We start from the raw sequence: 13,003 nt of genomic DNA on the forward strand, positions 1-13,003 counted from the left end.
CGGTAAGAGCATTGACTTGTTCTGTTGTGAGCGTTTTACTTCGGAAACCTCGCTGTTGCCTGCGCGTCACGTGCGCGGGCAACGCACCGCTCCGACGCGCTCTTGGAGGCGGATCGATGCGACAGGACCGCGGATGATGGCTGGCGGGACCGGTGCCCCGGGGTCCGAGCCCGACTGGGTTGCCCGCGCTGGCAAGACCTGGAGCCGGGATGACTGGTTGGCGCTGGCTGACCGCATGCTTGCTGCCGTCCAGCCTTTCGCGTCGCCCGGCCACTCTCTGATCGTCCTTCCTGGCCGGCAAGGGGGCTACGGACGGGCCGTCGACGGCCTGGAGGGGTTCGCCCGAACGTTTCTGCTGGCCGGTTTCCGTATCGCCGGCGCGCACGGAGTGGGTGTCGACGAGCTGGTCGACCGCTACGCGGCGGGAATCGCGGCCGGTACCGACCCGAGATCTACGGACCGCTGGGTGCGGCTGGACGAGCACCCCCAGGCGAAGGTCGAGGCCGCCTCCCTCGCGCTCGTCCTCGACCTGACCCGTCCGTGGATCTGGGACCGACTCTCATCCGAGGTGCGGGAGCGGGTGGTGGACTACCTGGCCCCGGCGGTCGGCGACGCCACCTACCCGCAGATCAACTGGGTCTGGTTCCGGTTGGTCGTGCAGACTTTCCTACGCTCGGTGGGCGGGCCGCACTCACTGGACGAGATGGCGGAGGACCTGGCCACCCACGACAGCTTCGCCCGCGCGGACGGCTGGATGTCCGATGGGTCCGAGCGCGCCTACGACCATTACGTGGGCTGGGCGCTGCACCTCTATCCGACGCTGTGGGCCCGGATGGTCGGCGCGGAGGATCTGGCGGCGGGACGCCGCGAGCGGGATCTGGCCGGCCTCGACCGGTACCTACGTGACGCGGTCGCGCTCGTGGGCTCGGATGGGTCGCCGCTGGTGCAGGGGCGGAGCCTGATCTACCGGTTCGCGGCCGCAGCGCCGTTCTGGGTCGGCGCGATCGCGGGGGTGCCGTCGGTCAGTCTTGGCCAGCTGCGCCGCGCGGCCACCGGCATCGTGCGCCACTTCGTCGACCGCGGCGCCTTCGATGATCGCGGTCTGCTCACCGTCGGCTGGCACGGGCCGTGGCCGCCTTTGGCCCAGGCCTACTCTGGGCCCGGCTCGCCGTACTGGGCCAGCAAGGGGTTGCTCGGCATCGCCCTGCCCGCCGACCACCCCGTGTGGATGGTGCCGGAGGAGCCGCTGCCTGTCGAGGAGTGGGACGCCGTCCGGGTCGTTCGCGCGCCGGGTTGGCTGGTCTCGGCCACCCGCGCCGACGGCATCGTCCGGGTGATCAACCACGGCACCGACCACGCTGTCGAGGGAAGTTCGGTGGGTGACTCGCCGCTCTACGCCCGGCTCGGCTACTCCACCGCGACCAGCCCGGTGCTCGACGAGAGCGGCTGGGCCAACCCCCTCGACCAGTCCGTCGCCCTCGTCGACCGAAGGGGCAGAGCCACGCATCGTGCCGGCATGAGTCTGCTGACGGTGCATGTCGACGGCGATGGCGTGGGTGTGGCTGGTTCGCGCACCCTCGCCCACTGGGTCGATCCGGACCCGGGCCACCGTGACCACGGCGGTGGCCGTGCCGGCACGTTCCGGCCGGCCGGCAGCCTCACTGTGTACTCGCTGGTCCACGGGCCCTGGGAGCTGCGTCTGGTCCGTGTCGACGATCTCGCCGACGATGTTGACGCCGCCGAGGTGCGCCTGCGGGTCGGTGGTTGGGCCGTTGCCGGTGGTGCGACGGCAGCCTTCGGCGGCGGTGTGGTCAGCGTGACCGGCGCGGGCTTGACGAGCCGACTCGACGGCGTGCACGGCGGTGGTACGGCCGGTGCCACGTCCGTTCCCGACGGCGGGCCGTTGACCGGTGGGCTGGTGGTGCCCTGGGTAGATCATCCGGTTCAGCCCGGTGCGTGGGTCGTCGTCCTCGCCGAGCTGTCCAGAGATCCCGCGGTCACGGTCAGACAGGGCTGCCGGGTCGCGCTCGGCGAGGACGCCGGCGGTTTTCATGTTGCGGTCGTCTGGCCGGGCGGGGCGAACACCATGACCCGACTGGACCGTGATCGGGCCACATCCGCAGTCCAGCGACCAGGTAGTAGTCCGGGCCCGATCGAGGCCCCTGACCTAAGGAGTAAGGGATGAAGCGCGCAATATTGGCTTCCGTCAGTGCCGCGACGGCGCTGACACTCGTCCTCGCCGGCTGTGGCGGCGAGGACGAGCCGGCCGACCCCAATGCCCCGATGACGATCACCTTGGCGGGCTGGAGCCTGTCGTCCACGCCCGAGTTCAAGACGCTCGCCGACGGCTTCAAGGCGACCCACCCGAACGTGACGGTGGAGCTCAAGGAGTACGCCCCGGGCAACGACTACGACACCCAGATGATCACGGACCTGGCCGCCGGCACCGCCCCGGACGTCTACGTCATGAAGAACCTCAAGAACTTCTACACGTACCAGAGCGGTGGCCAGCTGTACGACGTCTCCGACGCCACCGCCGGTCTCGACTCGGTCCCGGCGCTGGCGTCGTACCAGGTGGATGGCAAGACGTACGCGGTGCCGTACCGGCAGGACTCGTGGGTGCTGTTCTACAACAAGGACCTGTTCGCGAAGGCGAAGGTGACGCCACCGGACGGCAGCTGGACCTGGGACGACTACACCGACGCGACGAAGCGGCTGCACACCGGGCTGAAGGGGGCCGGCTCGAACGCGACCGGCGCCTACCAGCACACCTTCCAGTCAACAGTGCAGGGATTCGCGCTCGCCCAGACCCCCAACGCGGACCTGCTCTCCGGGGACTTCGGCTACCTGAAGCCGTACTACGAGCGGTCACTGGACCTGCAGGCGGCCGGCGCGCAGCCGACCTTCGGCACCGCGAAGACCAACAAACTCACCTACCAGGCGCAGTTCGGCAAGCAGCAGTCGGCGATGCTGCTGATGGGGACCTGGTACGTAGCCACGCTGCTCAACCAGCGAAAGAGCGGTGAGGCCGACACGTTCCAGTGGGGGATCGCCCCGGCGCCGCAGTTCGACAAGTCCACCACCGGCACCTCCGCCACCCCGGTCACCTTCGGTGACCCGACCGGCTTGGGGATCAACCCGAAGATCAGCAAGTCGAAGGTCGCCGCGGCCAAGGCCTTCCTCCAGTACGCCGGCGGCCCGGATGCCGCCAAGGCGCTGGCCGGGATCGGCATCACCCCGGCCCAGGTCACCGACGCGGTCACCGCGACGCTGTTCGGGCTGGACGGCGTACCGCAGGACGACCTGTCGAAGTTCGCCTACGCCACGCACACCGTCAAGCCGGAGAACCCGGTGTCGAAGCACACCGCCGGCCTGCAGAACCTCCTCAACGAGACGCACTCGGCGATCCTCTCCGACAGCAAGAGCGTCGACGCGGAGCTGAGCGAGGCGCAGACCCGCGCCAAGAACGAGATCCTCAACCAGTGAGCTGATGGTGGGACCGGCGCGCCTGAGCCGCACGCCGGTCCCACCACCAAGCCGAACGCTCCCGGAGACTCCCAATGGCAACATTGCCGAGCACGAGACCCAGGAACCGGCGGCTGGTGTCGCGCAACACGGTCGCCGGCTGGTCGTTCATCCTTCCCAACTTCGTCGGCTTCGCCGTGCTCACCCTGCTACCCGTCCTCGTGCTGTTCTACGTGGCCTTCACCAACTGGAACGTCTTCGGGGCGGCCGAGTGGACCGGCACCGCCAACTTCCGGCGAATGTGGGACGACGCGAGCTTCTGGACCGCACTGCGAAACACCGTCTACTACACCGTCTTCCACATCCCACTGACCCTCGCGGCGTCACTCGGGCTGGCGCTGCTGCTCAACCGCAAACTGCGCGGCGTGCGGTTCTTCCGCACCGTCGCCTTCTTCCCCTACATCACCTCGATCGTGGCGATCGCGGTCGTGTGGAACCAGCTGTTCAGCCCGGAGTACGGCCCGATCAACGCTCTGCTCGGCGCCGTCGGGGTGGACAACGCGCCGGGCTGGACCACGTCGTCGACCTGGTCGATGCCGGCGGTCATCATCGTCGGCACCTGGCGGTACATGGGCTACTACATGCTGCTGTTCCTGGCCGGTCTGCAGACCATCCCGGCCCAGCTCTACGAGGCGGCCGAGACCGACGGTGCCACGCCGTGGCAGCGGTTCGTGCACGTAACCCTTCCCGGGCTGCGACACACCACCTTCTTCGTCACCGTGCTGCTCACCATCGAAAGTTTCAAGGTCTTCGACCTCATCCTCGTGATGACCGGCGGGGGACCTGGCCAGTCGACCCTGGTGCTCTCGCAGTACATCTACCAGAAGAGCTTCGAGGAGAACCAGTTCGGCTACGCCTCGGCGGTCTCCATCGTCCTGTTCGCCATCTGCTTCAGCATCACGGTCATCCAGTTCATGGTCAACAAGCGGAGGAACAGCTGATGACCACGACCGACCTCGCCGCGCCCGCCCCGGCCATCACCGTGCCCGGCAGCGGCAGACCACCCAGCCGGCGGGTCGCGTCCCGGGGCTGGCGGCTCGTCGGGTACGCCGCCCTCGTGCTCGCGGCGGCCGGGCTGCTGCTGCCGTTCTACTGGATGGTGGTGGCGTCGTTGAAGACCAACAGCGACGTCTTCACCATCCCGATCACCTGGCTCCCCGATCCCGTGGTGTGGCGCAACTACCTCGACATCTGGCAGCGCTCGGACATGACGACGTGGTTGGGGAACACGCTGCTGCTGTCGATGGTCGTCACCCTCCTCCAGGTGGTGACCGGCAGCTTCGCCGCCTACGGCTTCGCCCGGGTCCGCTTTCCCGGCCGCAACGCGCTCTTCCTGGCGTACGTCGGGACGATCGCGGTGCCCTGGCAGTCGTACATGATCCCGCAGTTCATCCTCATGTCGAAGTTGCAGTTGTCGAACACGCTGTGGTCGATCGTCGCGATACAGGCGTTCGGAGCGTTCGGCGTGTTCCTGATGAAGCAGTTCTACGAGACGATCCCCGAGGAGCTGAGCGAGTCGGCGCGGGTGGACGGGCTCAGCGAGTTCGGCATCTACCGACGGATCATGCTGCCGCTGTCCCGACCGGCGCTGGCCAGCCTGGCCCTGCTGACGTTCGTGACCACCTGGAACGACTACCTCGGCCCACTGATCTACCTGCGCAGCCCAGAGCTGCGGACCATCCAGCTCGGGCTGAACACGTTCATCTCCCAGTACAACGCCGAGTACGCGCTGATCATGACGGGCTCCGTGCTGTCCGTGCTGCCCGTCGCGGTCATCTTCCTGCTCGGCCAGCGCTACTTCATCGAGGGCATCGCCACGACCGGACTGAAGGGTTGAGGTCCATGCGTTCGCGCCACCACACCATCACCGCCGTCTTCGACGGCGTCTACACCGCGCTCGTCAGCAACCTGCTGCTCGTGCTCGGCTGCCTGCCACTGGTGGCCCTCACGTTCACCACCGAGGCGGCGCGATCCTGGCCGCTGTACGCGCTGGCCGCCCCGCTGTGCGCGCCGGGCCTGTGCGGCATCTTCGCGGTCATGTCCGACTACTCGTCCGGGGGGTCCCGCAGCCTGCTACGCACGTTCGGTGGCACCTGGCGGGCCACCGCCCGTCGGGCCATCCTCTGGACTTCCGCGGCCACCGCGGTCCTGGTCGTCCTCGGCGTCGACGCGTACGCGTCGTGGGGTCACCGGGTGGGTGCGCTCACGCTGCCGATCCTCGCCGTGCTCACCGTGCTCACCGCCGCCACCACGCTCCTCGGCCTGGTGACCATCGCCGAACGACCGGCCGCGCGGCTGCGCGACGTGGCCCGTGCCTGCGCCTACCTGGCGGTGCGCCGTTGGTACCTCAGCGCCGCGTCACTGCTGGTACTGGCATTGCTGGCGCAGCTCTTCGCGGCCCGTCCCGCGATAGCGCTCGGCGTCGCGGCCGCGCCGCTGCTGTACGTCGTGTGGTCCAACAGCCGGTACAGCCTGCGGGCCGCGCTCGACCCACCGACGGCTGCGGCCCGGAGCACCTGATCACCCCCGCCCTCCCGGCGATCGAGCCGGGACGCCGACGAAACACCTGCCCGGCACCGGACCGGACACACGAGGGAGAACAGCATCCATGACGGCGACCAACGTCCGTCCCAGCCCGGACGCCGAAGCGATGACGGCCGCGGTGACCGCCGCGATACGTACCGTCGAGGCGAACATCGACGCCTTCGGCACGCGGTACCCGGCAGACACCACCGTCGCCAACCGCTACCCCTTGCGACCACCGACCGCTGGCCAGCCGGAAGGCGCCAACGTCGGCTGGACCACCAGCTTCTGGCCCGGCATGTTGTGGCTCGCTCACGACCTGACCGGTGACGAGCGCTATCTGCAGGCCGCACAGTCGCACGTGGACAGCTTTGCCGATCGGGTGCGCGGCGGCATCGACCTGGACACCCACGACCTCGGGTTCCTCTACACCCTCGCCTGCGTCACGCCGGCGCGACGCACCGGCGACCGGCGTGCCCGGGACGCGGCCCTGGCCGCCGCCGACCACCTGATGACCCGCTTCCTCGAACCCGCGGGCATCATCCAGGCCTGGGGCGACCTGGCCGACCCCCGCCAACGCGGCCGCACCATCATCGACAGCCTGATGAACACGCCGCTGCTCTACTGGGCCAGCCAGACCACCGGCGACGACCGCTACGCCACGGCCGCCCGCCGGCACACGGCACAACTGCGTGAGCACATCCTGCGGCCGGACGGCACCACCTTCCACACCTTCTACTGGGACGCGGAGACCGGTGCGCCGCTGCGCGGTGAGACCGAACAGGGCCACGGGGACGACACCTGCTGGGCCCGCGGACAGGCGTGGGGCATCTACGGTTTCACCCTGAACCACCGGTACACCGGCGACCCCACACTGCTTGCCGCCGCCTCAACCTGCGCTGACCACTTTCTCGCACGGTTGCCGGCCGACCACGTCGGCTACTGGGACCTGGAGTTCGGCGACGGCAGTGGCGAAGAGCGCGACAGCTCCGCCGCCGCAATCGCCGCCTGCGGCTTGGCCGAGCTCGCTGGCAGCGTCGCCGACGCGGCGCGCGCGAAGGGCTACCGAGATGCGGCCCAACGAATCCTGCGCTCCCTGGTCGACAACTACGCCGCCGGTGGCCCGATGGACTCGAACGCGCTCCTCCTGCACGGCGTCTACGACAAACCCAAGGGCATCGGCGTCGACGAGGGCACCCTCTGGGGCGACTACTTCTACCTGGAAGCCCTCACCCGCGCCACCATCCCCGGCTGGACCAGTCCCTGGTGACCCGCCCCAACCCCACAGTTCCTCGAAAGGTGACCATGAACTACCGATACCACTGCACCATTCCCGCCGTCGACGGCCACAACACGCTGCCCGTCAACCCCTGCCGGCTACTGGACTTCACCCTACTGAAGCTGTCGGCCGGTCAGTCCTGGACCGGCGGGTCCGGCGACCGGGAGATCCTCGCGGTCATCCTCGGCGGCACCGCGAACTTCACCGTCGCCGACCACCACTTCCCGGAGGTCGGCCAGCGTGCCGACGTCTTCTCCGGCAAGCCGCATTCGGTGTACGTCCCAGCGGGCGCCACCATCATGGTGGAGGCGGTCACCGACGTGGAGATCGCCCTGCCCAGCGCCCCCAGCGACCTGGCCACCGATCCGTACGTCATCGCACCGGAACAGGTCGCCAGCGGGCGCTGGGGGGCGGCCAACTTCGGTCGGACCTACCACCAGATCCTCACCGAGGTCAGCCAACCGGACCTGCCCGCCCGCCGGCTCATCGTCGGCGAGACCTACACGCCGTCCGGAAACTGGAGCACCTACCCGCCGCACCGGCACCGGGTCGACGACCTGCCCGCCGAGGCGGCGCACGAGGAGATGTACTACTACCGGGTCAACCCGCCGAACGGGTTCGGCATCAGCCGGGTCTACACCGACGACGGATACGAGGAGAACGTCACCATCCGGGATCACGTGATGCAGATGATGCCGGAGGGCTACCACACCGTCGTCAGCGCACCCGGCTACACCACGTACTTCCTGTGGTTCCTGGGCGGCACCCAGCGCACCCAGGGGGCCCGCGAGGACGCCGACCTGGCCTGGGTCGGCCAGACCGTCCCGACCCTGCGCAACCTGGGCCTGTGATGTGTTAGGCGGCCGGCCGGATCATGCTCGACCAGGGGCGCGGAAAGATCATCAACAACGCGGCCCTGCGCGCCGACCCAGATCGGGAACGTGCCATCCGCGACCGCATCCCGGCCGGCCGCTGGGGCACCCCCGAGGATCTCATGGGCGCCGCGGTCTTCCTCGCCTCCGACGCCGCCCGGTACGTGCACGGGGCCGTCCTTCCGGTGGACGGAGGCTGGCTCGCCCGTTAGGAGCATTCGCATCGTGGGAACTGGTCGGTTGTTCAGCGCACAGCGGCAGGAGCGCCTGCTCGCCGAACTACGCGGACAGGGAGCGGTACGGGTTCGCGACCTCGCCCGCGAGTTCGGCGTCAGCGAGCTCACCGTCCGGCGCGACATCGCCGCCCTTGCCGAACAGGGTCTCGTCTCGAAGGTCCACGGTGGTGCCACGCTGCCATCCCATGGCACCGCCGTCACCCAGCGCCGACAAGCCCCCCTCCGGTTCGCCGTCGGCATGGTCGTGCCCTCGCTCGACTTCTATTGGCCACCTGTCGTGGCCGGCGCGCGGGTTGCCGCTGCCGCGCTCGGGGTCAGCATCCAACTCCGCGGTTCGAATTACGACGCCAAGGAGGACCGCCGCCAGATGCGCGATCTCGTCGAGGCGCAGCAGGTCCAAGGTCTGTTGCTGGCACCGAGCTTGGACGGCGACGACGCCGACGAGATCCTCGAATGGATCGGGCACCTGCCGGTTCCAACCATCCTCGTCGAACGCCAGCCACGTCGGTGGACGCCATCCACGCGGCATATCGAATGGGTACGCAGCGATCACTCTCTCGGCATCGAGATCGCCATTTATCACCTCCGACGGCAAGGGCACCGTCGAATCGGACTCGTCGTCGCGCAGGGCAGCCCAACTTCGGTCCACCTGCGCCACGCCTGGCGGACTGCGGCCGCCGATCCCACGTTGTCCGGCGTCCTCGCCATGGAGGAAACTGCCGTGGCGCCCGGAGGGCGGGACGTCATGGATGGCATCCTCCGGAACTGCCGACTCGCCGGGGTCACGGCCTTGATTGTCCACAGTGACCTGCATGCCATCACGATCACAAAGCTCTGCACTGAGATGGGCATCGACATCCCTGGCGATCTGGCGATCGTGTCCTATGACGACGAGATCGCTCACCTGGCCGATCCCGCCATCACCGCGGTCCGACCACCGAAGGGTCACGTCGGCCGCCTTGCCGTCGAACTGATGGTCTCCCGCCTTCTCCACGGTGTACGCCGGCCACCGCAGCGGGTTCTACTCGCTCCAGACCTCGTCGTCCGCGGTTCGTCGCTGTCTTTCACGCAACGGCACTAGCCGGGAGGAAGCGGCTGCCTGCGACGCTCGCAGTATTCACCGACTGGTCGGGGAGCGTGCGCAGGTCAAGGCGGTACGGAGCCGTCGGTTGGCCCGGCCTTGCAACTGGTGCCACCACGGGGCCCGATGCTCACTCGGCGAGCCTGCGAGACAGTCCAGGGGGCGCCACCGGCGACAGCGACCAGGACAGCCTGATCCGCTGACCGTCAACGAGATCAGGCACCTGTTCGCCATCCTGAACCTGGCCGCACAACACACCACCAGCCACGTCCTGGCCTGGTCAAAATCCGGCGGCTCAGCAATCACCGTGCCCGAGCCGCCCGCTACCGCAAACGACTCGAACGCCCCGGAAGCTACGACCCGCCATGGCAGTACTAACCTTCTGATCCGTAGCGGCCGGACGCGGTTATGGGACAATGCCGTCAACGGATGAAACTGGTGAGCGGATGTCGTCGACAGCTGAATCGCAAGATTTCCTTGGGCCGCGATCTTCTCTTGTGCCACAGGGTTTCCTTGGCGTGACGAGGAACCTGGGCCTCAAAGACGTCGATGACGATTTTACCGCCATCGTGTCCGAGGTTCCCGCGACGTCGGCGGCGGTGTTCACGCGCTCCCGGTTCGCCGGGCCCAGCGTCGAGCTCAGCCGGCAGTCCGCAGCGGCCGGGAGCTTCCGAGGCATGGTCGTGCTCTCCCGCAATGCCAACGTCGCGACCGGGAAGGTCGGCGCCGAGAACGCCGCCGAGATCCAGCGCAGGGTCGCCGAGGTCGCCGGGATCCCCGCCGACGAGCTCTTGATCGGCTCGACCGGAGTGATCGGGCGGCCCTATCCGATGGCGCAGATCCGGCGAGGGCTCGACGAGCTGTCCTGGCCGTTCCCCGCCGCCGACTTCGACGCCAGTGCGCGCGCGATCATGACGACGGACACGCGCCACAAGGTGGTCCGGCTGCGCTGTGGTGACGCCGTGATCGTCGGCATCGCCAAGGGCGTCGGCATGATCGAGCCGAACATGGCGACGCTGCTGACGTTCTTCTTCACCGATGCGCGGGTCGGCAGGGAAGACCTCGACGCGATCTTCCGCCGGGTGGTCGACCGCACATTCAACGCGCTCAGCATCGACACCGACACCTCGACCAGTGACACCGCCGCGGTGTTCGCGAACGGCGTTGCCGGCCCGGCCGACCTCGCAGAGTTCGAGCAGACGCTGCACCAGGCGGCCCTACACCTGGTCAGAGACATCGCCTCCGACGGCGAGGGCGCGAGCAAACTCATCGAGGTCCGGGTAAGCGGCGCGCGCGACGACGCGCAGGCGAAGCTGGTCGGCAAGAGCGTCGTGAACTCGCCGCTGGTCAAGACCGCCGTGCACGGCGCCGATCCGAACTGGGGCCGGGTCGCGATGGCGATCGGCAAGCTGGAGGACGAGACCGACATCGACCCCGACCGGGTAGCGATCCGCTTCGGCGATCTGCTGATGTTCCCCGAAAGCTCCGCCGACGACATCTTGGACCGGGCCGCGGAATACATGCGCGGCAAGGAAGTCACGATCGACATCGACCTCGGGATCGCCGCCGGCTCGTTCACCGTCTACGGCTGCGACCTCACCGACGGCTACATCCGCATCAACGCCGACTACACGACCTGATCAGCTTGTTGCCGGCTGGTCAGCCGGCAACCTCGGCGGTCCTGTGTGGGTTACCGAGAGATAGCGAGCTCTGGTGCCCGTCCGCCCCGCCCGTCCGACTGCCCGGCCGGTCCGATCGGCGGCGGCCGGGCCGGCCGCCCGCCGTACGTGTCGGCGAAGCGGGTTCTGGATCGTGGACAACGGCTCGTCGCATCGCGGTCAAGTACGACCTCACGTACCCCGACAGGGTTGGGTCCCTGGCGGCACGCCCGGATCACAGCGAGGCCTTCTACAGCTACTACAACCACGAACACCGCCATTCCGGGATCGGGCCACACACCGGCGTCGGCGCATCACGGCGCCGCGCAGATCGTCCGCACCCAGCGGGAACGCCCCCTCGATCTCGGTCCGTCATCGGTCAGTGCTGGCGCACGTTCGACGTCCGCCCCTTGCGCAGGGCGGGCTTATCCACCTTCCCGACGGCGGTATGGGGGATGGTGGCGGCGAGCACGATCTCCGCACGCACACCCAGGTCATCGAGCACGGCACGGATCGCCGCGCGCACGCGCTCGTCCTCGACCCCGGCCGCGGGCGTCGCCACCACGAGCGCCTCGCCCTCGGCCTCCCCGGGTAGCGGTGCCAGTACGGCGGCTTCGGTGATCGGGCACGCGGCCGTCAGCGCGGCCTCGACGCCCGGGCTGAACACCGGACCGGCCGAGCCGCCGAGCAGGTCGGCGACACGGCCGAGGACTCGGTACTCGCCGTCGAACTCGGCGACATCTCCTGTGTGGTACCAGCCGTCGCGGAACGTGGCGGAGGTCGCCCCCAGGTCACCGAAGTAGCCGACGCTCGTGTGCGTCGAGCGGGCCAGCACCTCACCGATCGAAGGCCAAGCCGCGTCGAGGGGAGCGAGCCTGATCTCCACTCCGGTGACCGGGGTCATGCCGCGGGTGTCCTGCACGGCATCGTCCATGTTGCCCAGCACGATGCCGAACTCGGTCGAGCCGTAGATGCGTCGTATGTGGATGCCGAGCACCTCGGCCGCGTCGGCGACGACCTGGCCGCTCAGGTACGCACCGCCGCAGAGCGGCATCCGCAACGCGGAAAGGTCGACGGACCGACTGCGTGCCGCCTGCGTCAGCAACTCGTAGTGCCTCGGCAGTGCGCTGCACACGGTGGCGCCGGTCTCTTCCAGCCACCGCAGCAACTGGTCGGGCGCGGCAGACGGATCGGCCAGCACCAGGAGGGCGCCCGAGAGCAGCGCCGGGAACAGGTGGACGTCGCAGCCGTGTGCGACGTCCAGGGTGTGGCGGTTGAACAGCACGTCCGCGGCGGTCGTCGCGGTGTAGGCGATCCACTGTCGCCGGTCGTGAAGCAGGTCATCCTGGCGCCAGGTCACGAGCCGGGGCTTCCCCGTGGAGCCGGACGTCTCCAGCAGCCGGAACGCGCCCCCGTACGCCGCGAACGGCCGCACGCCGATCAGCTCGGAGCCGCCCGCCAGCTCTGCGGTCGTCACCTGCTCGACGACGACGTCCGGCAGCGGCTCCGCGCCGACGACGAGTGCCGGTTTCGTTTGCTCAACCAGCCAGGCGATGTGCTCCGGCGTCGCCGACCGGCTGATCGGCACGTGGATAGCGCCGCTGCCCGCCAGGGCGAACACCAATGCCACGTAGTCGATCCCGTTGTCCAGCCAGGTCGCCACCACCTGGCCCTCGCCGATGCCCCGGGCCCGCAGCCAGCCGAGGGCACGGTCGACCCGCAGCGACAGCTCGCCGTAGCTCACGCGATCGCCGTCGGGGACCACCACCGCGAGGGCATCGGCTCTGCGGGCCACCACGGAACGGAACTCGGTCAGTAGCATCGTTTCT

The 13,003-nt window shown here is 68.8% G+C and carries 11 protein-coding genes; 10 read left to right on the plus strand and 1 reads right to left on the minus strand.

Annotated features, from left to right (window positions below):
- Positions 1-133: 133 nt before the first annotated feature.
- The 10 genes from DLJ59_RS13620 to argJ all read left to right on the plus strand — a co-directional run bounded on the left by DLJ59_RS13620 (position 134) and on the right by argJ (position 11,156).
- The gene (locus DLJ59_RS13620) at positions 134-2,185 is read left to right on the plus strand and encodes a DUF2264 domain-containing protein (RefSeq protein WP_208648671.1); all 2,052 of its coding nucleotides are present in this window, start codon (positions 134-136) and stop codon (positions 2,183-2,185) included.
- Entirely contained in the window at positions 2,182-3,486 is a 1,305-nt protein-coding gene (locus tag DLJ59_RS13625; RefSeq protein WP_124772877.1) for an ABC transporter substrate-binding protein, read from the plus strand. Before DLJ59_RS13620 ends, DLJ59_RS13625 begins: the two co-directional genes overlap by 4 nt.
- Positions 3,487-3,602: 116 nt before the next feature.
- Positions 3,603-4,466, plus strand: coding sequence for a carbohydrate ABC transporter permease (locus tag DLJ59_RS13630; RefSeq protein ID WP_244236004.1), 864 nt, complete (start codon positions 3,603-3,605; stop codon positions 4,464-4,466).
- Positions 4,466-5,362, plus strand: coding sequence for a carbohydrate ABC transporter permease (locus tag DLJ59_RS13635; RefSeq protein ID WP_124772879.1), 897 nt, complete (start codon positions 4,466-4,468; stop codon positions 5,360-5,362). Before DLJ59_RS13630 ends, DLJ59_RS13635 begins: the two co-directional genes overlap by 1 nt.
- 5 nt (positions 5,363-5,367) lie before the next feature.
- Positions 5,368-6,045: a ferredoxin-NADPH reductase gene (locus tag DLJ59_RS13640; protein ID WP_124772880.1), complete on the plus strand. Its 678-nt coding sequence runs from the start codon at positions 5,368-5,370 to the stop codon at positions 6,043-6,045.
- 88 nt (positions 6,046-6,133) lie between these two features.
- Entirely contained in the window at positions 6,134-7,318 is a 1,185-nt protein-coding gene (locus tag DLJ59_RS13645; RefSeq protein WP_124772881.1) for a glycoside hydrolase family 88 protein, read from the plus strand.
- A gap of 35 nt (positions 7,319-7,353) precedes the next feature.
- Positions 7,354-8,178 carry a 5-deoxy-glucuronate isomerase gene (gene iolB, locus DLJ59_RS13650; protein WP_124772882.1) on the plus strand — a complete coding sequence of 275 codons (825 nt, stop codon included), beginning with the start codon at positions 7,354-7,356 and terminating at the stop codon, positions 8,176-8,178.
- Positions 8,179-8,201: 23 nt separating this feature from the next.
- Positions 8,202-8,411 (plus strand): SDR family oxidoreductase, encoded by a 210-nt coding sequence (locus DLJ59_RS13655; RefSeq protein WP_208648672.1) that lies wholly within the window; start codon positions 8,202-8,204, stop codon positions 8,409-8,411.
- 28 nt (positions 8,412-8,439) lie between these two features.
- Entirely contained in the window at positions 8,440-9,516 is a 1,077-nt protein-coding gene (locus tag DLJ59_RS13660) for a substrate-binding domain-containing protein (RefSeq protein ID WP_244236005.1), read from the plus strand.
- Between the two features lie 446 nt (positions 9,517-9,962).
- Entirely contained in the window at positions 9,963-11,156 is a 1,194-nt protein-coding gene (gene argJ / locus DLJ59_RS13665; protein ID WP_124772884.1) for a bifunctional glutamate N-acetyltransferase/amino-acid acetyltransferase ArgJ, read from the plus strand.
- 397 nt (positions 11,157-11,553) lie between these two features.
- Here argJ and DLJ59_RS13670 read toward each other — a convergent pair whose 3' ends face one another.
- Positions 11,554-12,996, minus strand: a complete 1,443-nt coding sequence (locus tag DLJ59_RS13670) for a class I adenylate-forming enzyme family protein (protein ID WP_124772885.1) — start codon at positions 12,994-12,996, stop codon at positions 11,554-11,556.
- Positions 12,997-13,003 lie beyond the last annotated feature (7 nt).

This window comes from Micromonospora inaquosa (assembly GCF_003857055.1).
Taxonomy (GTDB): Bacteria; Actinomycetota; Actinomycetes; order Mycobacteriales; family Micromonosporaceae; genus Micromonospora; species Micromonospora inaquosa.